Here is a 19,802-nt window from a genome sequence, read left to right on the forward strand (position 1 = left end):
ACGCCGATCGGTCAAGGCCGCGGTCTCCCGCGACCTTGACCGATTTTGTACGCCCTACGCGCCCCGAATCCCGAAGACCGCGGCCGGCCTCCCCCTATGCGTCGGGCAGCGCCGCCGCCCTGGCAATCGCGCCGGGCACGGCATACATGTGCGCGAAAGCACGCGCCTGCTCACCCGTCCACAGCGACGACCCGTGACCGTAGACCACACCCGACCGCGTCGCCGCGTCCAGCAGACTGTGCGGGCTCTTGCTGCCGAGCAGCACGATGTTGCCCTTGTGCAGCAGCACCCGCACCTGGCCGGTGACCCGGGCCTGGCTGGAGTCCAGGAACGCCCGGAAGTCATCCATGATCGGGTCGAAGTAGACGGCCTCGTGCAGCAGGTCGCCGTACGTGTTCCCCAGCGTGGCCTTGGTGGACTGCTGGCGGTTGGAGAGCACCAGCTTCTCCAGCTCGCGGTGCGCCGCGATCAGGATCAGCATGCCGGGCGCCTCGAAACCGACCCGGGCCAGGTTGCCGACCATGGTGGAGCCCATGTGGATGCCCCGGCCGACGCCGTGCTCGCCGCCGAGCACGTTGAGCGCCGAGAGGATCGCGAAGTTGGGGGCGTCCTTGTCGACGAGGGAGTCACCACCGGCGTACGCGGCCGCGACAACCTCGCCCTTCTCGAAGGTGAGCAGCAGCTCGACACCCTCGGCGGGCGCCGCGTCGATCGACTTCGTGTACGTCCAGGCCGACTCCGGCAGGTAGTCCCAGCTGCCGTACGTCTCCTCGCCACCGATCGAGGTGCCGATCAGGCCCTCGTTGATCGAGTACAGCTTGACCTTCTCGCTGACCGCGAAACCGCGGCTGCGCAGGAACTCGGCTTCTTCCTCACGGACCAGCCGCTCGTCGCGTACCGGGGTGACGATCTCCAGGTGCGGAGCCAGGGCCCGGATCACCGCGTCGTAGCGGACGTGGTCGGCGCCGGCGCCGGTCGAGCCGTGCGCCACCGCATCCGCGCCGACCTCCAGCGCGACCTGGACGACCTTCTCCGCCTGGATCAGCCGCTCGGCGCCGACACACGACGGGTACGCGCCGTTGCGCAGGTAGTTCGCCTTGATCGCGTAGGTGACGACGCGGGAGTAGAGCTCGGCGCGGGCGTCGACGACGTGGTGCTCGATCGCGCCCAGCTCCTCGGCGCGCGCGCTGACGACCTCCGCCTCACCGCTGTGCAGGCCACCGGTGTCGATGTTCGCGGTCACCACGTCCCAGCCCTTCTCGCGGAAGTCCACGAGCAGGTACGAGGTGTCCAGACCGCCGGAGAAGGCGAGAACGATCTTGCGCTTGGTCATCGGGGCAGTTCCTTCTCGAGAATCGGTACATACGTCTTACCGTCCCGGCGGACGTGGCCGGGAGGCAGGACATAGAACTCGGAGCGTCCCGCCTCGATCTGCTTCTGCATCGCCTGCTGGCGACCGTAGTCGAAGGGATCGAGCAGGAAGGTGGGCTCGGGCAAGTGTCCGCCGGGCGGGAGCGTGAGGTCGCTCTGGTACACGAACGAGCCCGGCGAGGTGTGGAACGGCACGGTGGCGACCAGGATCTTCAGCGCGCCGAACTCGGTGTGCACCTTCAGCGCGCTGTTGTCGTACTGGGTGACGCCGTCGAGTTTCTGGGCGCGGTACGCGGAGAGCGCGAGCGCCTTCGCGGCCTTGCCGAGTCCGACGGCCGGCATCAGCGACCACAGCGACCAGCCGACCCAGCGGCCGTGCTCGGCGCTCGGCGCGGCGCAGTACCCGCCGACCGGCACCGGCCCGCGGTACCCGCTGTCCCGCATCTCCTGCTGGACCGTGCGCAGCAGCTGCTTCACGTCGGTGTCGAAGCGGAAGGTGGAGCGTTCCACCATCGCCGCGAACTCCTCCTGCGGCAGGCCGGCGATGAGTGCGGCGGCCGGCATCAGGATCAGGTCGACCATCACCCACTGCGGCATCGGGATGCCCCGGTCACCGAACGCGATGCCGTTGATCACGTTGAAGTAGTTCAGGAAGTCCCGGATCGACCAGTCCTTCTCCGCCGTGTCGGTGAAGTCCAGGAAGCTGAGCTTGTGCCCGTACGGGTTCTCGTTGAGCTGCGGGCGCAGGGTCTCGTTGGAGGCGAGGAAGAACTCCACCCCGTGCCCGACCAGCGTGTCGGTGTGGTCGGCGAAATCCGGGAAGCGCGCTTCCACGGCGGGAGTGAACGTCATGGATGACTCTCCTCAGAAGAATCGGACGAATCCGACCTGCTCCAGTTGCCGAGTTTCTCGGCGAGGGCGGCGCCCGAGGTGGGCCCGCCGTCACGAGCAACGACCAGGATGGTGTCGTCGCCGGCGATGGTCCCGACCACGTCCGAGAGCCCGGACCGGTCCAGCGCGCTGGCCAGGAACTGCGCGGCACCCGGCGGGGTACGCAGAACGGCGATGTTGCCGCTCGCATCCACCCCGGTGAGCAGCTCCCGCAGCAGCCGGATCAGCCGGGCCGGGCCCTGTTGCGTCTCGCGCAGCGGCCGCTTGCCGTCCTCCGGAATCAGGTACGCGCCGCTGACCTTGACCGCGTTCAGCTCCTCCAGGTCACGCGAGAGCGTGGCCTGGGTGACCTGCACACCCTCGTGGGCGAGCAGGTCGGCCAATTCGGTCTGCGAGCGCACGGTCCGGCTGCGGATCAACTCGATGATCCGCGCGTGCCGCCCGGCCCGGGTGACGGGACTGCTCATTTCTCGTTGACCGCCAGCAGCCAGGTGAGCAGCGCCTTCTGCGCGTGCAGCCGGTTCTCCGCCTGGTCGAAGACGACGCTCTGCGGCCCGTCGAACACCTCGTCGGTGACCTCCTCGCCGCGGTGCGCCGGCAGGCAGTGCAGCACGATCGCGGACGGGTCGGCGGCGGCCAGCAGCTCCTTGTTCACCTGGTACGGCCAGAACGGGGTGAGCCGGTCCTTGCCGTCCTCCTCCTGGCCCATCGAGGTCCAGGTGTCGGTGGCGATCACGTGCGCGCCGTCGGCGGCCTCGCGCGGATCCCGCAGCACCTCGACCGAGCCGCCGGTCCATGCCGCGATCTCAGCGGCCCGGCTGACCACGGCCGGCGCCGGGTCGAAACCGGACGGGCCGGCCACCCGCACGTTCATCCCGGCCATCGCACCGGCGATCAGATAGGAGTGCGCCATGTTGTTCGCGGCGTCACCCACGTACGCCAGGGTCTTGCCGGCTGTGCTGCCGAAGCGCTCCCGGATGGTCTGCAGGTCGGCGAGCAGCTGGCACGGGTGGTAACCGTCGCTGAGCGCGTTGATCACCGGCACCTTCACGCCGGACGCCAGCTCGGCGAGTCGCTCGTCGCCGTGCGTACGGAAGACCATCGCCGCGACGTATCGGGAGACGACCTTGCCGGCGTCGGCGAGGGTCTCGCCGCGCCCGAAGTGGGTGTTCTGGGTGTCCACGATGATCGGCTGGCCGCCCAGCTCGGCGATGCCGGCCTCGAACGAGAGCCGGGTGCGCAGGCTGGCCTTGTCGAAGAAGACCGCGACCGAACGCGGGCCGGCGAGCGGCGTGTAACCGAACCGGTTCGCCTTCATCTCGGCGGCCAGGTTCAGAACGTCGTTCTGCTCCTGCGGGGTCAGGTCGTCGTCGCGGAGGAAGTGGCGGGTGGTCACCGGATACCGTCCAGGGCAGCGATCAGGGCGTCCGCCTGATCGGAGGAGATGATCAGGGGCGGGGCGAGCCGGATGACGTCCGGCTGCGGGGCGTTCACCAGGAATCCGGCGGCGTGCAGTTTCGCCGCGACCTCCTTGGAGACCGGCTGGGTGAGCACGATGCCGAGCAGCAGCCCGGCGCCGCGCACGTGGCTGACCAGCGGGTGGTTCAGGCCTTCGATGCCGCGCCGCAGCTGCTCGCCGATCCGCTTCACGTGGTCGAGCAGGCCCTCGTTGGCGATCGTCCGGATCACCGCGAGGCCGGCCGCGCAGGAGACCGGGTTGCCGCCGAACGTGGTGCCGTGCATCCCCGGCTGGAGCAGGTCGGCGGCCGCGCCGAACGCGATGCAGGCGCCGAGCGGCAGCCCGCCGCCGAGACCCTTGGCCAGGGTGATCAGGTCCGGCTCGACGCCTTCGCCCTGGTGGTGGAACCAGTGCCCGGTACGCCCGATGCCGGTCTGCACCTCGTCCAGGACCAGCAGTGCTCCCGAGGAGTCGCAGATCGCCCGTGCCGCGGCCAGGTAACCGGCCGGCGGGACGACCACGCCGTTCTCACCCTGGATCGGCTCCAGGATCACCATCGCGGTCTCGGCGGTGACTGCCGCTTTCAGCGCTTCCACGTCGCCGAAGGGCACGTGCGTGACGTCACCGGGCAGCGGCAGGAACGGCGTCTGCTTCGACGGCTGGCCGGTCAGCGCGAGCGCGCCCATGGTCCGGCCGTGGAACGCGCCGTCGGTGGCGACCACGTGCGTGCGCCCGGTCAGCCGGGAGATCTTGAAGGCGGCCTCGTTGGCCTCCGCGCCGGAGTTGCAGAACAGCACCCGGCCGGAGCGCCCGGCGAGCGCCAGCAGCAGCTCGGCCAGCGCGAGCGGCGGCTCGGCGACGTAGAGGTTGGACACGTGCCCGAGCTGCTGGATCTGGCTCGTGACGGCGGCGACCACGGCCGGGTGCGCGTGGCCGAGGGCGTTCACCGCGATGCCGCCGAGGAAGTCGACGTACTGCTTGCCGTCCTCAGCGGTGAGCACCGCGCCCTCGCCACGGACGACACCGAGGGTGGGTCCGCCGTAGTTGTTCATCATCGACGCTTGCCAGCGTTCGGGCAGCGTGCTCATGAGGGGACCACCATGGTTCCGAATCCTTCTTCCGTGAAGACTTCGAGCAACGTCGAGTGGGCGACTCTGCCGTCGACGACGTGCGCGGCGGGCACACCACCGCGGACCGCGCGCAGGCACGCTTCCATCTTGGGCGCCATCCCGGACTCCAGCGAGGGCAGCAGCTTCTCCAGCTCGTCCGCGTCGATCTCGCTGGTCAGCGAGGAGGTGTCCGGCCAGTTCGTGTAGAGGCCGGGCACATCGGTCAGCACGACCAGCTTGCGGGCACCGAGAGCGACCGCGAGCGCCGAGGCGGCGGTGTCGGCGTTCACGTTGTGCAGCAGACCGTCCCGATCCGGCGCGACGGTGGCGACCACCGGGATCCGGCCGGCCGCGATCAGGTCGTCGACGGCCGACGTGTTGACCTCGTCGACGTCACCGACCCGGCCGAGGTCGACCTCTTCGCCGTCGATCACGGCGCCCCGGCGTACCGCGGTGAACAGGCCCGCGTCCTCGCCGGAGAGGCCGACCGCGTACGGGCCGTGCTGGTTGATCAGGCCGACCAGCTCCCGGCCGACCTGGCCGACCAGCACCATCCGGACCACGTCCATGGCCTCCGGGGTGGTGACCCGCAGACCGCCACGGAACTCGCTCTCGATGCCGAGACGCTTGAGCATCCGGCTGATCTGCGGTCCGCCGCCGTGCACGACGACCGGCTTGATCCCGACAAGCCGCAAAAAGACGATGTCGGCGGCGAAAGCGGCCTGCAGTGCCGGGTCGATCATGGCGTTGCCGCCGTATTTGATCACGATCGTGCTGCCCTGGAACCGCTCCAGCCAGGGCAGCGCTTCGATCAGGATCTCTGCTTTTTTGATGGCTTTCATGAGCTGTAAGCCGAGTTCTCGTGCACGTAGGCGTGCGACAGGTCCGTCGTCCAGATCGTCGCGTTCATCTCGCCCTCCCGCAGGTTGACGGTGATCTGCACGTCGCGACCGGACAGGTCCACCTTGGAGCGGTCCTCGGCAGCGGCACCGCCCTTGCACACCCAGACCCCGTTGATCGCGACGTCGATGCGGTCCGGTTCGAAGGCCGCGCTCGTGGTGCCGACCGCCGCGAGGATCCGGCCCCAGTTCGGGTCGTTGCCGAACAGCGCCGTCTTGACCAGGTTGTTGTTCGCGACCGTACGCCCGACCTGCACCGCGTCGGCCTCGCTGGCCGCACCGGCCACCTCGATCGCGATGTGTTTCGTGGCGCCCTCGGCGTCGCCGATCAGCTGCTGGGCCAGGTCGTGGCAGACCTCGGTGACCGCGGCGGTCAGCTCCTCCAGGGTCGGCTGCCGGTTGGAGGCGCCGCTGGCCAGCAGGATGACCGTGTCGTTCGTCGACATGCAGCCGTCCGCGTCGATCCGGTCGAAGGTGAGCCGGGTGGCCTCGCGCAGCGCCGTGTCCAGGGTCTCGTTGTCCGCCGACGCGTCCGTGGTGATCACCACGAGCATGGTGGCGAGCGCCGGCGCCAGCATCCCGGCGCCCTTCGCGATCCCGCCGACCGACCAGCCCAGGCGCTGGGCCACCGCGTTCTTCGCGACGGTGTCGGTCGTCATGATCGCCTCGGCGGCTTTCGGCCCGCCGTCGGCGGCGAGCGCCTTGGCGGCCGCGTTCACGCCCGGCAGCAGCTTGTCCATCGGCAGCAACTCGCCGATCAGGCCGGTCGAGCAGACCGCCACGTCGCCGGCGCCGATCATCATCGGCTTCGACCCGGTGGTTCGCAGCACCGACGCGGTGTGCTCGGCCGTGGCGTGGGTGTCCCGGAAACCCTGGGTGCCGGTGCACGCGTTGGCACCGCCGGAGTTGAGGATCACGGCCCGGACGATGCCGCCCTTGAGCACCTGCTGGCTCCAGAGCACCGGGGCGGCCTTCACCCGGTTGCCGGTGAAGACGGCGGCCGCCGTGTAATCCGGCCCATCGTTGACGACCAGGGCGACATCCGCGTTTCCGCTGGTCTTGAGCCCGGCCGCGACGCCAGAAGCGCGGAAGCCTTTAGGGGCGGTGACGGTCACGGCGCTACTCCGAAGACGCTCAAGCCCGAAGTCTCGGGCAGACCGAACATGATGTTGGCGTTCTGCACGGCCTGACCGGCCGCGCCCTTGCCGAGGTTGTCGAGCGCGCTCACCACGATGATGCGCCCCGAGTCGATGTCGACAGTGGCCTGCAGGTGGCAGGAGTTGGAACCCGACGTGGCAGCCGTGTGCGGCCAGACGCCGTCGCCCAGCACGTGCACGAACGCCTCGTCCGCGTACGCCGCCTGGAGCGCCTCGCGCGGGTCGCCGCCGTTGAGGCGGCGGGCCGTCACGGTGGCGAGGATGCCGCGCGGCATCGGCGCCAGGATCGGCGTCATCGACAGCGTGCCCGCGCCGGTGGCCTGCTTGATCTCGGCGACGTGCTGGTGCGCGCCGACCTTGTAGGGCGACAGGTCACCCATGATCTCGCTGGCCAGCAGGTTGACCTTGGCGTTGCGGCCGGCGCCGGACGTCCCGGAGCTGGCGACCACCACGACGTCCTCGGGGTCGGCGACACCCGAGGCGATCAGCGGGGCGAGCGCCAGGGTGATCGTGGCGGCATAACAGCCGGTGTTCGCCACCCGGTTCGACGCCGCGATCGCCGCACGCGCGCCGGGCAGCTCGGGCAGGCCGTAGGTCCAGGTCCCGGCGTGCCCGCCGCCGTAGTACCGCGTCCACTGCTCGGCGCTCTCCAGCCGGAAATCGGCACCGAGGTCGACGATCTTCACCTCGGCCGGCAGCTGCGCTGCCACGGCCGCCGACTGCCCGTGCGGCAGAGCGAGAAAGACCAGATCAGCGTCGCTCAAGGTCGCCGCGTCGGTCGCCCCGAGCGTCAGGTCCAGCCCGGCGAGATGCGGGTGTACGGAACTGACGGCCGACCCCGCCTGACTGAACGCCGTCGCCGTGACGAGGTCGAACTCGGGGTGTCCCGCGAGCAGACGCAGCAGCTCGCCTCCCGCGTACCCACTTGCTCCAGCAACCGCGACCCGGATTCCCATACCAACCTCCGCATGACTATGCAGAGAACCGTATCAAGTCTCATCCGAGGTGGCAAAGACGTTCCACATGTCGGCGGCGGGCGTCACACCCTTGAGGGTTTCAGCTGATCGCGTCGTCCACGCCGGTCTCGCGCTTGCCCAGGAAGATCGGGTCCCGCCCGGACAACACGTCACCGGCCGCCTTGACTGCCGCGAACTCCTCGCGGATCTCCCCACGCAACCAGATCTGCCGGTACGCGCGAACCGACTCGTCACCCACCCCGGTCGAGTCGATGCCCAGCGTCCGGCAGAGCGCCACCGCCCGCTCGATGTGGAAGGTCTGTGTCACCACGATCGCCTGGCGCACCCCGAAGACCTCCCGCGCCCGGGCACACGAGTCGTACGTGTCGAAGCCGGCGTGGTCGAGCACCACCCGGGACGCGGGCACACCGTGTGCCACCAGCCAGACCATCATCGAGCCCGGTTCGTCGTAGTCCCAGTTCGCGTGGTCGCCGGAGACCAGGATCGCCTTGACCTTGCCGGCCGCCCAGAGCTGCCGGGCGACCTCGAGGCGCGCTTCGAGGAACGGCGACGGCTGCCCACCGGAGTTGACCTGCGCGCCGAGGACCAGGGCGACCGGTGCGGCCGGTACGGCGTCCACCGCATAGATGTGGCCGGCGGCCGACGACCGTACCCAATCGATGGAGGCCGCGGTGGTGGCGACCGTGAGGGTCGCGCCCAGCGCGCCCAGGGTGATCAGACGGCGGAGCCAGCGGTTCTTCAGCACGCGCCCGAGGATGGCAAATCCGGTCAATGGCAGCATTACCGCCGTGCTTGATCAAGATCTGTTCGTCGATTGGGCGGCCGCCGCGCCGGGCGCCCGGGTGTTCCGCAAGCCGGGCGCGACCGTCGTGGCCTGCGCGGATCTGGCGCACTGGGACCGGCTCGTGATGGCCGGCGACCCGGACGCGCTGGCCGCGCTGATCCGTGAGGTGGTGCCCGAGACGGGCCCGTCGTTCCGGCCGTTCGGACCGGAAGACCTGGTCACAGCGGTGGCCGACCGGATGCCGGACCTGGAGGTCAGCGCCCGGTTCGCCTGGATGGACCGGGATTCACCCGTTGGTGGGACCACCGCCGGGGCCGTCTGGCTCACCGAGGCGGAGTGGCCCGAGGTGACCGAGCTGCTCAAGGAATCGTTTTCGGACTCGTACGCGTGGCCCGGCGCCTCCGGCGTGGAGCGCTGGGCGGGCGTCCGCGATCAGGACGGGCGGCTGCTCGCGGTCGCGGCCGACGCCTGGTCGACGCCCGCGATCGGGTTCATGGCGGGTGTCGCCACCCGCCGCGAGGCACGCGGGCGAGGTCTCGCGGCGGCGCTCTGCGCGTTCGCCGCCGACGAGCTGCTGGCCGGGCGGGATCGGGTCGCGTTGCTCGCCGACTACGACAACACGGCTGCCGTGGCGACGTATCGCAAGCTGGGCTTCGTGACCCGCCCGGTCGCGGCGGCCCGTCAGACCTTCGTGGCCGTGTAGACCAGGAACTCCCACTCGCGGACGCCGCCGGCCAGCTCGGCGATCGCCGCGTCCAGCTCGGCCACCTTCGCCGGGTCGGCGGCGATGGTGCGGTACACCGCGATCGTCGGGCCGTAAACGCTCTTGAAGTAGTCGCGCAGCTCGGCGCCGGTGCCGAACCGGTCCACCCGCAGGGTCCGGCGCTCGGTCCGGACGTCCGTCACACCGTCGCCGAACAGCGCCGCGAGGTGCGCCGGGTCGCCCCAGCGGGGCGGCGGCTGCGCGCCGGCCGGCGGCGGGGCGGCGTACGGCTTCATGGTGGCGAACAGCTGCCCGATGAAGCCCTCCGGCGTCCAGTTGAGCAGCGCGATCGTCCCGCCAGGACGGGTGACCCGGAGCAGCTCACCGGCGGCCGCTTCGTGGAACGGCGCGAACATCACGCCGATGCAGGAGATCACGGTGTCGAACGAGGCCGTGTCGAACGGCAGCGCCTCGGCGTCCGCCTCGGTCCAGGTCAGCTTCGCGTCCCGGGAGGCGGCGATCCGCTCACCGGCGGCGAGCAGCTCCGGGGTCAGGTCGCTGGCGGTCACGGTCGCGCCGGTCAGCGCCGCCGGGATCGCCGCGTTGCCGGTGCCGGCGCCGACGTCCAGGACGGTCTGCCCCGGACCGATGCCGGCCGCTTCGACCAGGACCGGGCCGAGCGGTGCCACGATGTCCGCGGCCAGGGCTGGATAGTCGCCCGACGCCCACATGGCGCGGTGCTTCTCTTTGATAGTCATGTCACCGACGGTAGGAATCCGGCACCGGGCCGGCCTAGTACACGATCTGTACCTGGGGTGTCCGCTACCGGACGGCTTTTCCGGCCACAGCGGCCTAGCGTCGGGTCATGGGAGCTTCGTACGGATCGTTCTGCCCGGTGGCCAAGGCGATGGAACTGCTCGACGAGCGCTGGACCATGCTGGTGATCCGCGAGCTGTTCTCCGGCAGCCGCCGGTTCAACGAGCTGCGCCGCGGTCTGCCCCGGATGTCGCCGTCGCTGCTCTCCCGCCGGCTGCAGCAGCTCGCCGCCGCCGGGCTGGTGGCACGCCAGGAGTTCGGGTCCGAGGTGGAGTACGAACTGACCACGGCCGGGCGGGAGCTGGAGCCGATCGTGGTCGCGCTCGGCGTCTGGGGCACCCGGTGGATCCCCGAGCTCGGCGACCGTGACCTCGACCCGAAACTGCTGCTCTGGGACATGCACCGGATGGTCGACCACAGCGCGGTCCCGCCGCGCCGGACCGTGCTGTGGTTCCGGTTCCCGGCCGCCGCGCGCCAGGTCCGCCACTGGTGGCTGGTGATCACCCCGGACGAGGCCGACGTCTGCGACTTCGACCCCGGCCACGACATCGACGTGACGGTCACGGCCGACCTGCGCTGCCTCACCGACGTGTGGCGCGGCGAGCGGACCTGGGCGTCGGCGCTGCGCGCGGGCGAGGTCGCCTTCGAGGGCCCGGAGCAGTTGCGCCGAGCCCTCCCCGGCTGGTTCAAGCCCTTCACCTTCGCCGGCATCCCCAAGCCGGAGACCCCGATCCTCAGCTGATCCGGAACTTGGCGGAGAGCAGGGAGGACGGCCGGGAGTCCGGGCCGACGAGCAGCTCGAAGTCGCCGGGTTCGACAACGCGTACCCCATCGGTGTCGACCAGGGTGCAGTCGCTCGCCGGCAGCTCGATCTCCACGGTCACGCTCTCCCCCGGCGGCACTGTCACCTGCCGGTACGCCTTCAGCTCCCGCCCGGCCCAGGTCACGCTGGTGACCAGGTCGCTGATGTACGCCTGAACCGTCTCCAGCGCCGGCCGGGTCCCGGTGTTGGTGAGCCGCACCGCCGCCCGGACCACCCCGTCGGCCGCGACGTCCGGCTCGCCGATGGTCAGTCCGTCGTACGCGATCGTGGTGTAGCTGAGCCCCTCACCGAACGCGAACAGCGGGTCCTGGGTCAGGTCCGCGTACCGGGTGCCGTGCTGGCCGCGCACCTGGTTGTAGTAGATCGGCTGCTGGCCGACGTGCCGGGCCGCGGAGATCGGCATCCGGCCGCTCGGCTCGATATGGCCGAGGACCAGTTCGGCGAGGGCCTGCCCGCCGCGCATGCCCGGGTTGAACGCCTGGATCAGAGCTGCCGCGTTCAGCGCCGAGGGCGGCAGCACGTGCGGCTTCGAGTCGAGCAGTACGACGATCATCGGGGTGCCGGTGGCCGCGATCGCGTCGAGCAGCGCGATCTGCCCGCCCTGCAGTTCCAGGGTGGCTGTCGACTTGTGCTCGCCGGTCAGGTTGACGGTGTCGCCGACGACCACGATCGCCACGTCCGCGGCGGTCGCCACGGCGACGGCCGACGCGATGCGCTCCGGGTCGGCCGGGATCGGCTGGGAGATCGGCGGACGCGGCTGGCCGTCCGGAAACGTTTCACCTTCCGGGTCGGCGACCAGGCGCTCGATCTCGGCGCCCTGCTCGAAGACGACCTCCCAATCGGCCGGGACGGCGGCGCGCAGGCCGTCGAGCACGGTCGCGGTGAGCTCGCGCGGGTGGCCGTCCGGCATCCAGTCGACCTGGCCGGAGTCGCCGGCCCAGTCGCCGAGCTGGGCGGAGACGTCGTCGGCGTTCGGGCCGAGCACCGCGATCCGGCGCGGGCCGGCGGCGGAGTCCAGCGGCAGGACGCCGTCGTTGCGCAGCAGCACCAGCGAGCGGCGGGCGATCTCGAGGTTCAGCTCGGTGTGCTCCGGGCTGCCGATCACGGCACGCTGACGGTCGGCGTCGGGCGTGCGCGGGTTCTCGAACAGGCCCAGGGCGAATTTCAGGCGCAGGATCCGGCGTACGGCGGAATCCAGATCGTGATCGCCCAGCAGGCCGCGCGCGACCGCTTCTTGCGCGCCTTCGAAGAAGGCGGGCGTGGTCATGACCAGGTCGTTACCGGCCTTGACCGCGCGGGCGGAGGCTTCCGCGTAATCGGCGCAGACCTTCTGCTCCCAGACCATCCGGCCGACGTTGTCCCAGTCGGTCACCAGCGTGCCGGTGAAGCCCCACTCGTCCTTGAGGACGTCGTTGAGCAGCCATTTGTTCGCCGTGATCGGCACGCCGTCCATCGACTGGTATCCCAGCATGAAGACGGCACAGCCCTCTTTCACGGCCCGCTCGAACGGCGGCAGGAACCAGGAGCGCAGCTTGCGGCGGCTGATGTCGGCCTCGCTGGCGTCCCGGCCACCCTGTGTCTCCGAGTAACCGGCGAAGTGTTTCGCGGTCGCCAGGATCGCGGTCGGGTCGGTGAGGCCGTCGCCCTGGTAACCGCGGATCATCGCGGCGCCGAGCTCACTGATCAGGTAGGGATCCTCGCCGAAAGTTTCGTTGACCCGGCCCCATCGCAGGTCCCGGGTGATGCACAGCACCGGCGAGAACGTCCAGTGGATGCCGGTCGCGGAGACCTCGATCGCGGTCACCCGCGCCACCCGCTCGACCAGGCCGGCGTCCCAGCTCGCCGCCATCGCCAGCTGCGACGGGAAGATCGTCGCGCCGGGCCAGAACGAGTGGCCGTGGATGCAGTCCTCGGCGGTCAGCAGCGGGATCCGCAGCCGGGTACGCGCGACCAGCTCAGCGGCCTCGACCAGTTTCGCCGGGGAGGTGTGCAGGATGGACCCGGCCAGCTTCTCCAGGACGATTTCCGAGATGTCCTGTCGTGCATCGAGCTGCAACATCTGCCCGGCTTTTTCAGCGAGCGTCATGCGGCCCAGCAGATCTTCCACACGCTCCTCGATGGAGAGCGATGGATCCTGATATGGGAAGTCTGCGGGCATACGTGCCTCCGGTCTGACGAACACGAACGGTTCGGAGTCTTCCAGTACGGAACCGGTTCCGGCACCCCGCCCCGGTTCCGGAACTTGGCGGGTTCATTCCACCCGTCGAGAGGATCGACACATGGCCGGGGAGGAGCGATGCACAGCAGAAGTGGGTATGGTCCCTAGAAGACCGCACTCATCGAAGTTGAGCAATGACTCTGAGTGAGGAAGGAGGCGCTCATGAACTCCGATGACCGGATCCTGCGATCCAGCGAGGAAGCGCTGGAGCACATCTCCGGGATCTGTTTCAAGACCGGCCCGCCACAACGGGTCGGTGTCGAGCTCGAATGGACCACCCACCACGCCGGCGACCCCGCAGCGTATCTGCGGGCAGAGGACCTGGCCGCCGCACTCGGCGGGCACACGCCCGCCACCCTCGGTAATCCCCACCCTCAGCCACTGCCCGGCGGCGGCGCTGTCACTGTCGAACCGGGTGGCCAGATCGAGATCTCCTCCGCCGTGGCGGACGATCTGGCCGGACTGCACGCCACCGTCAGCGCTGAACAGGCCGCGCTCACCGAACTGCTCGCCCGCTCAGGCATCGTCCTGGGTGACCGGGGCATCGACCCCCACCGGCCGCCGCGCCGCATTCTCGACACCCCTCGTTACGCGGCGATGGAACGCGCCTTCGACCGGGCCGGGCGGACCATGATGGGCAGCACCGCCGGCCTGCAGGTCTGTTTCGACGCAGGCGCAGGACGCTGGGAGGTGCTGAACGAGGCCGGACCGGCGCTGCTCGCGCTCTTCGCGAATTCGCGGCGGCACGCCGGACGGGACACCCGCTGGGCGTCCGCCCGGATGGCGACCTGGCTCGCCATGGAGCAACGCCGCTCCGGGCCGGTGCCGATCGGCGACGACCCGGCCCTCGACTGGGCGCGGTACGCGCTCGACGCCCCACTGTTGTGCGTACGCCGCGACAACGGCAGCTGGGACGCGCCGCAAGGCCTCACCCTGGCCGGCTGGATCGCGAGCGACGACCCGCCCACCGTGGACGACGTCGAGTACCACCTGGGGACCCTTTTCCCACCGGTACGCCCTCGCGGCTACCTGGAGGTCCGATACCTGGACACCCAGCCCGGCGGCGAGTGGATCGCCCCGGCGGCCGCGCTGGTGACGCTGCTGGCCGACGACTCACTCGTCGACCAGGCCCGGGAGGCCGCCGCGCCGTCGGCCGGGCGGTGGCTCGCCGCGGCCCGCGCCGGTCTCGCCGACCCCGCGGTACGCGCATCCGCCGCGGCGCTTGCCGAACTGGCCTGCCGGAACCTCGAACGGACCGGGCTGCCCACGCCGGTCCGGGAAACCGTCTCCGAAATCCTCGCCCGCCGCCTGCACGACGTCGCACGCGTAGCGGCCTGATAGCGCCCTGATCGCGGCCTTTTCAAAGGATTGGGAACGTGACGACACAAGACCTGCGGCTCACCATCGCCGCCGAGCTGGAGAAGACCCGCGCCCGCACCACCGCACTCACCGAAGCCGTCGACGAGGCGGATCTGATCCGCCAGCACTCCCCGCTGATGTCCCCGCTCATCTGGGACCTCGCGCACGTCGCCAACCAGGAAGAACTCTGGCTGGTCCGGGACGTGGGCGGCCGTGACCCGGTCCGCCAGGACATCGACGAGCTCTACGACGCGTTCAAATACGCCCGCAAGGACCGGCCGGCCCTGCCGCTGCTCGACCCGGCGCAGGCCCGCGCCTATGTGGCGCAGGTCCGGGACAAGGCCCTCGACGTGCTGGATCACGCGACCTTCGATCCGCAGAGGCGCCTGCTCGACAACGGCTTCGCCTTCGGCATGATCGTGCAACACGAGCAGCAGCACGACGAGACCATGCTCGCCACCCATCAGCTGCGCATCGGCGACCCGGTGCTGAACGCTCCCCCGCCACCGCCGTCGCAACAGAGGGTGACCGGCGAGGTGTTCATCCCGGGCGGGCGCTTCACGATGGGCACCGACACCGACGTCTGGGCGCTGGACAACGAGCGGCCGGCGCACACCGTCGACGTTCCGGCGTTCCACATCGACGCGGCGCCGGTGACCAACGGGCAGTATCAGGAGTTCATCGCGGCCGGCGGTTACGACTCCCCGCAGTGGTGGAGTTCGCGTGGCTGGGCCTATCGCCAGAAAGCGGGACTTGTCGCCCCGCTGTACTGGCAGCGTGACGACTCCGGCTGGCACGTCCGGCAGTTCGGCCGGATAAATCCGATAAATCTCGACGAGCCGGTCGTGCACGTCTGCTACTTCGAGGCCGAGGCCTTCGCCAACTGGGCCGGCAAACGCCTGCCCACCGAGGCCGAATGGGAGAAGGCCGCCCGCTTCGACCCGGCGACCGGGCGCTCCCGCCGCTTCCCCTGGGGCGACGAGACACCCGAGCCCCGGCACGCCAACCTCGGTCAGCGGCACCTGTCGCCGGCTCCGGTCGGTGCCTATCCCGAGGGTGCGTCGCCGGCCGGCGTACACCAGATGATCGGTGACGTCTGGGAGTGGCTGGCGTCCGATTTTGATCCCTACCCTGGGTTCACCGCGTTCCCCTACCGCGAGTACTCCGAGGTCTTCTTCGGCGGCGACTACAAGATGCTGCGCGGCGGCTCGTTCGGCACCGACGCGTCCGCCGCCCGGAGCACCTTCCGCAACTGGGACCACCCGATCCGGCGGCAGATCTTCAGCGGCTTCCGCCTCGCACGGGACGCGTGATGTGCCGGCATCTCGGTTACCTGGGTCCGCCCGTACCCCTGAGGGGTTTTTTGTTTGATCTTCCCCATGCGCTGGCCACGCAGGCATGGGCGCCGCGCGACATGCGCGGCGGAGGCACCATCAACGCGGACGGCTTCGGCGTCGGGTGGTATCCGCCCGGCGCCGACGCGCCCGTGCGTTATCGCAGCTCAATGCCCATCTGGTCGGATGCAGCACTGCCCGCGCTCGCCGCGGCGACCTCGTCGGGCGCGATCCTCGCGGCGGTCCGCTCGGCGACCGCCGGCATGCCGGTGACCGAAACCGCCGCCGCTCCGTTCACCGACGGCAAGTGGCTCTTCAGCCACAACGGTGTCGTGCGTGGCTGGCCCGGTGCGATCGCCGGCCTTGCCGGCGATCTTCCGGTGGAAGATCTCCTCACGCTGGACGCGCCCACCGACTCCGCGGCCTTATGGGCTTTGGTACGCGCGAAGCTCCGCGCCGGCGAGCCCCCGGCGAAAGCCGTGCCGGCTGTCGTCGACGAGGTCCTCGCCGTCGCACCCGGATCACGGCTCAACCTGCTCCTCACCGACGGCACCCAGATGTTCGCGACGACGGCCGGGCACGCGCTGTCCGTTTGTGCCCGCGATGACGCCGTGCTGATCGCCTCCGAGCCGCTCGACGCCCTGCCGAGCTGGAAATCCGTCCCCGACGGCCGCCTGGTCGTCGCCACCGCTTCCTACTGGGAGATCACGTGATCGAACTGCTGGACGACGACGATGTCGCCCGGACGCTCCGCGCCGACGTGCGGGCCGGGCTGACCGATTCTCCGAAGTGGCTGCCGCCGAAATGGTTCTACGACGCCCGGGGCAGCGAACTCTTCGAGGAGATCACCCGGCTTCCGGAGTACTACCCGACCCGCACCGAACGGGCCATCCTGGTCGAGGCGGCCCCGGCGATCGCCCGGATCACCGAGGCGAAATCCCTGGTCGAGCTCGGCTCCGGCTCCTCGGAGAAGACCCGCCTGCTGCTCGACGCGATGCTCGGCCGGGGCACGCTCGGCTCGTTCGTCCCGCTCGACGTCTCCGCCTCCTTCCTGGCGTCGTCGGTCGATACGCTCACCGCCGACTATCCCGGGCTGACCGTCACCGGCGTGGTCGGCGACTTCGCCCGGCACCTCGGCCACCTGCCGGACGGCGACAACCGCGTCGTCGCGTTCCTCGGCGGGACGATCGGCAACCTGATCCCGGCCGAACGCGCCGCGTTCCTCACCTCGCTGCGCCAGGCCCTGCACCCCGGCGAATGGCTGCTGCTCGGCGCTGACCTGGTCAAGGACCCGTCGGTGCTGGTCCCGGCGTACGACGACGCGGCCGGAGTGACCACCGCGTTCAACCGCAACGTCCTGCACGTGGTGAACCGGGAGCTCGGCGCCGACTTCGACGTGGACGCTTTCGAACACGTGGCGCTCTGGAACCCGGAGCAGGAGTGGATCGAGATGCGGCTGCGGGCCGGAACCGCCCAGCAGGTCCGGATCGCCGAGCTGGATCTGACCGTCTCGTTCGCGGCCGGCGAGGACCTGCGGACCGAGACGTCCGCGAAGTTCCGCCGGAAAGGGCTGGCCGCGGAGCTGGGTACGGCCGGGTTCGCGCTGAGTCACTGGTGGACGGATCCGAAAGAATGGTTCGGGGTTCTCCTGGCCCAGGCTCTCTGAGGTGCTGCTCTTTCCTCGCGGTGCCACACTGGCCTGGAGCGAGGAGGTTCGCCATGGAGTTCGATCCACTCAGCAGTGCGGAGGACCTGATCCGCTCCAGCCGCGACGAGCTCCGCAGGGCCCTGCGGTTGCGGCCGCTCCCGGTCGCGGTCCTGGTCGGGGCGACCACCCTCCCGCCCCCGCGGCTCGGTGGCTGGGAGACGTTCAACGGCGCGGCCACGTGCGTACGCGTCGACTTCGGCACGATCGAGCCGGCCGGGCCGTGGGTGAGTGTCGAGACCGCGCGCTGGGCCGGCACCCAGGCGTCCGGTGGCCCGCTGCGGGAGCTGCTCGAACACCACATGCGGCTGAACGGTGACCGGTTCTCGTCGGTCGAGTGGACCGGCGAGGACCGTACCGTCACGGTTGACGGCCGGTCGGTGGCCGGCCGCCGGCTGCGCGCCGGCGACCACTGGTGGGCGCTGCGCTGCTCGCTGCGCGACGTGGAGCTCAGCGTGGTGGCCCGCGACTGGGACGCGGCGATCGAGATCCGCACCCTCAACCAGGCCGAGATCGACGAGATGATCTCGGTGGTGCCCACCCCGCCGACGTTCGTCCCGCCCGATCCGTCAGCCGTCACCGCCCCGCCGCCGGGCGAGCCCCACCGGTTGCTGGTGGACGAAGCGCTGCGTTCCGCACGCGACCAGGCCGACTGGCTCGCCGACGGCGGTCCGCCGCCGCGGCTCTCGTCGAACTGGGCGGCGCTCTGGCGGGCGACCGTCCGCCGGCAGGCCGATCTGGCCGGCCAGCCGGAGGTCGAGGCGGAGAAAGCCGTGCAGAGCATGGTCAACCAGATGACGAACCTGAACCACGAGGCCTCGTGGTTCCGAGACGACGAGGCGCTGCGCGGGCGCGCGGTCTCCGAGACACTGCTCTTCGGTACGGGACTGGGGCCGAACGTGCCCAGCCGCCCGGCACAGCTGGCGTGGTTACGCCGGCAGGGCCTGCGGCCGACCGATTACGCCCGGCTGGAAGCGATATCAGCGGCCCAGACCACCTGGCTGGACGAGTGGAGCATCTGGGCTAGCTCGGTCTGAGCTTCCGCATTCTGCGGCGGCGGTTCAGCAGGACTCCCCGGGCCGGGCGTTCGACGGCCGCGTGCAGGAGCCAGGCCGCGCCGAGGGACAGCAGGAACGTCGCCACGGTCAGCGCCGCGCCCTTGCCCGGCGGGAACTTCGGGTGATAGCCGATCGTCGCCTCGAACAGCCGCACCACGAGCAGGTGCACCAGGTAGAACGCGAACGACCACTCGCCCAGCCGGACCATCGTGCGGTTGCGCCACGGGGTCCAGCGCTTCGACAGGTCGGCCACCGCCGCCGTGAACAGGAGCAGGGCAAAACCGGGCATGGTGCAGGCCGCGTACCCCCAGGGCTCCGGCACGTGGATGGAGAGGAAGTAACCACCGACGGTGAGCGCCCCGGCCGCACACCAGAGCGGAAGCAGCCGCTGCGGCCGCCACGAACGGACCAGCAGCGCGAGCGTGATGCCGAGAACGAACTCGGGCAGCCGGCCCACCGGCGTCCAGTGGAAGAACCAGTCGACCTGCTCGCGCCCGGCGAACAACAGGCCGGCCGCGGGTCCGAGCGTGGTCGCCGCCAGCGCTCCGGCGCCGGTCGCGACGACACCCCGCCGGTTCAGCCGGGTCACCCCGAGCGCCAGCAGCGGGAACGTCAGATAGAAGAACGCCTCGACCGAGAGCGTCCAGCTGACCGTGTTGAGACTCTGCAGGTAGTCAAGTTCCGGTGACCACGCCTGGACCAGGAAAACATTGGCCACGGCCACCCAGGGTGACGGCAATTCCCACGGTTTGTAAGTAAGCAGAAGAATCGCCACGAGTATTGCCGTCGCGATGTGCAACGGGTAGACGCGCGCGAATCGCCGCCACCAGAACTTCCGGAAACCGGTGCTCGGGCAGGCCCACATCAGCACGAATCCGGAAAGAATGAAGAAGAACGACACCCCGACCGAACCAGGCCGGAAGACCGCCGTGATCATCCGCGCTTCGGGGCCGGGCTTGAAGTATTCGACAAGGCAAAGGTGAAAGCCGAATACCAGAAATGCGGCGACCCATCTCAGGCCGGTGAGCGAGGGCAGCGTTCCACCGTTTTCGCTTTTCCGTGAAACGGTTGTGGAACTCGGCTGGGGGGCAGTCGAGGACATCCGGGCAAGGTACCAGAGCCCGCCCAGAAATCATCAA

At 70.1% G+C, this 19,802-nt stretch carries 19 protein-coding genes; 7 read left to right on the top strand and 12 right to left on the bottom strand.

The window, feature by feature from the left end; all coding sequences use genetic code 11:
• Window positions 1–94 precede the first annotated feature (94 nt).
• The 9 genes from argG to B0I29_RS40265 all read right to left on the bottom strand — a co-directional run bounded on the left by argG (window position 95) and on the right by B0I29_RS40265 (window position 8,608).
• Window positions 95–1,333 carry an argininosuccinate synthase gene (gene argG, locus B0I29_RS40225; protein ID WP_111654434.1) on the bottom strand — a complete coding sequence of 413 codons (1,239 nt, stop codon included), beginning with the start codon at window positions 1,331–1,333 and terminating at the stop codon, window positions 95–97.
• Window positions 1,330–2,223 carry a hypothetical protein gene (locus B0I29_RS40230; protein WP_111654435.1) on the bottom strand — a complete coding sequence of 298 codons (894 nt, stop codon included), beginning with the start codon at window positions 2,221–2,223 and terminating at the stop codon, window positions 1,330–1,332. Before B0I29_RS40230 ends, argG begins: the two co-directional genes overlap by 4 nt.
• Window positions 2,220–2,729: an arginine repressor gene (locus tag B0I29_RS40235; protein WP_111654436.1), complete on the bottom strand. Its 510-nt coding sequence runs from the start codon at window positions 2,727–2,729 to the stop codon at window positions 2,220–2,222. The genes B0I29_RS40230 and B0I29_RS40235 overlap by 4 nt, the downstream gene beginning before the upstream one ends.
• Window positions 2,726–3,658 carry an ornithine carbamoyltransferase gene (argF, locus tag B0I29_RS40240; protein WP_111654437.1) on the bottom strand — a complete coding sequence of 311 codons (933 nt, stop codon included), beginning with the start codon at window positions 3,656–3,658 and terminating at the stop codon, window positions 2,726–2,728. The genes B0I29_RS40235 and argF overlap by 4 nt, the downstream gene beginning before the upstream one ends.
• On the bottom strand, window positions 3,655–4,809 hold the full coding sequence (locus B0I29_RS40245) for an acetylornithine transaminase (protein WP_111654438.1): 1,155 nt from the start codon (window positions 4,807–4,809) through the stop codon (window positions 3,655–3,657). Before B0I29_RS40245 ends, argF begins: the two co-directional genes overlap by 4 nt.
• Window positions 4,806–5,672, bottom strand: coding sequence for an acetylglutamate kinase (argB, locus tag B0I29_RS40250; protein WP_111654439.1), 867 nt, complete (start codon window positions 5,670–5,672; stop codon window positions 4,806–4,808). Before argB ends, B0I29_RS40245 begins: the two co-directional genes overlap by 4 nt.
• Window positions 5,669–6,844: a bifunctional glutamate N-acetyltransferase/amino-acid acetyltransferase ArgJ gene (argJ, locus tag B0I29_RS40255; protein WP_111654440.1), complete on the bottom strand. Its 1,176-nt coding sequence runs from the start codon at window positions 6,842–6,844 to the stop codon at window positions 5,669–5,671. Before argJ ends, argB begins: the two co-directional genes overlap by 4 nt.
• On the bottom strand, window positions 6,841–7,842 hold the full coding sequence (argC, locus tag B0I29_RS40260; protein ID WP_111654441.1) for an N-acetyl-gamma-glutamyl-phosphate reductase: 1,002 nt from the start codon (window positions 7,840–7,842) through the stop codon (window positions 6,841–6,843). Before argC ends, argJ begins: the two co-directional genes overlap by 4 nt.
• 100 nt (window positions 7,843–7,942) lie before the next feature.
• On the bottom strand, window positions 7,943–8,608 hold the full coding sequence (locus B0I29_RS40265) for a SanA/YdcF family protein (RefSeq protein WP_245973144.1): 666 nt from the start codon (window positions 8,606–8,608) through the stop codon (window positions 7,943–7,945).
• A 43-nt stretch (window positions 8,609–8,651) separates the two neighbouring features.
• Here B0I29_RS40265 and B0I29_RS40270 point away from each other — a divergent pair, with 43 nt between their 5' ends.
• On the top strand, window positions 8,652–9,350 hold the full coding sequence (locus tag B0I29_RS40270) for a GNAT family N-acetyltransferase (RefSeq protein ID WP_245973145.1): 699 nt from the start codon (window positions 8,652–8,654) through the stop codon (window positions 9,348–9,350).
• Here B0I29_RS40270 and B0I29_RS40275 read toward each other — a convergent pair.
• Window positions 9,329–10,108, bottom strand: coding sequence for a class I SAM-dependent methyltransferase (locus B0I29_RS40275; RefSeq protein ID WP_111654442.1), 780 nt, complete (start codon window positions 10,106–10,108; stop codon window positions 9,329–9,331). The two genes, B0I29_RS40270 and B0I29_RS40275, sit on opposite strands and share 22 nt — an antisense overlap.
• A gap of 107 nt (window positions 10,109–10,215) precedes the next feature.
• Here B0I29_RS40275 and B0I29_RS40280 point away from each other — a divergent pair, with 107 nt between their 5' ends.
• Entirely contained in the window at window positions 10,216–10,908 is a 693-nt protein-coding gene (locus tag B0I29_RS40280) for a winged helix-turn-helix transcriptional regulator (protein WP_111654443.1), read from the top strand.
• Here the strand turns inward: B0I29_RS40280 and B0I29_RS40285 are convergent.
• Window positions 10,901–13,147, bottom strand: coding sequence for an exo-beta-d-1,3/1,6-glucosidase (locus B0I29_RS40285; RefSeq protein WP_111654444.1), 2,247 nt, complete (start codon window positions 13,145–13,147; stop codon window positions 10,901–10,903). The genes B0I29_RS40280 and B0I29_RS40285 overlap by 8 nt on opposite strands.
• A 222-nt stretch (window positions 13,148–13,369) precedes the next feature.
• Here B0I29_RS40285 and B0I29_RS40290 point away from each other — a divergent pair, with 222 nt between their 5' ends.
• Genes B0I29_RS40290 through B0I29_RS40310 form a run of 5 tightly spaced genes read left to right on the top strand, consistent with a single transcriptional unit; the run spans window position 13,370 to window position 18,642 of the window.
• Window positions 13,370–14,545 (top strand): glutamate-cysteine ligase family protein, encoded by a 1,176-nt coding sequence (locus B0I29_RS40290; RefSeq protein WP_111654445.1) that lies wholly within the window; start codon window positions 13,370–13,372, stop codon window positions 14,543–14,545.
• A 38-nt stretch (window positions 14,546–14,583) separates the two neighbouring features.
• A complete protein-coding gene (egtB, locus tag B0I29_RS40295; RefSeq protein WP_245973147.1) occupies window positions 14,584–15,879 on the top strand; it encodes an ergothioneine biosynthesis protein EgtB in 1,296 nt (431 codons plus the stop codon).
• Window positions 15,879–16,613, top strand: coding sequence for an ergothioneine biosynthesis protein EgtC (gene egtC, locus B0I29_RS40300; RefSeq protein ID WP_111654447.1), 735 nt, complete (start codon window positions 15,879–15,881; stop codon window positions 16,611–16,613). The genes egtB and egtC overlap by 1 nt, the downstream gene beginning before the upstream one ends.
• Window positions 16,610–17,566 carry an L-histidine N(alpha)-methyltransferase gene (gene egtD / locus B0I29_RS40305; protein ID WP_111654448.1) on the top strand — a complete coding sequence of 319 codons (957 nt, stop codon included), beginning with the start codon at window positions 16,610–16,612 and terminating at the stop codon, window positions 17,564–17,566. The genes egtC and egtD overlap by 4 nt, the downstream gene beginning before the upstream one ends.
• A 53-nt stretch (window positions 17,567–17,619) precedes the next feature.
• Window positions 17,620–18,642, top strand: coding sequence for a hypothetical protein (locus tag B0I29_RS40310; RefSeq protein WP_111654449.1), 1,023 nt, complete (start codon window positions 17,620–17,622; stop codon window positions 18,640–18,642).
• On the opposite strand, the gene B0I29_RS40315 is transcribed toward B0I29_RS40310, so the two are convergent.
• Window positions 18,629–19,765 carry an acyltransferase family protein gene (locus B0I29_RS40315; protein WP_111654450.1) on the bottom strand — a complete coding sequence of 379 codons (1,137 nt, stop codon included), beginning with the start codon at window positions 19,763–19,765 and terminating at the stop codon, window positions 18,629–18,631. The two genes, B0I29_RS40310 and B0I29_RS40315, sit on opposite strands and share 14 nt — an antisense overlap.
• Between the last annotated feature and the right edge of the window lie 37 nt (window positions 19,766–19,802).

The sequence above is a fragment of the Actinoplanes lutulentus genome (assembly GCF_003259845.1).
Taxonomy (GTDB): Bacteria; Actinomycetota; Actinomycetes; order Mycobacteriales; family Micromonosporaceae; genus Actinoplanes; species Actinoplanes lutulentus.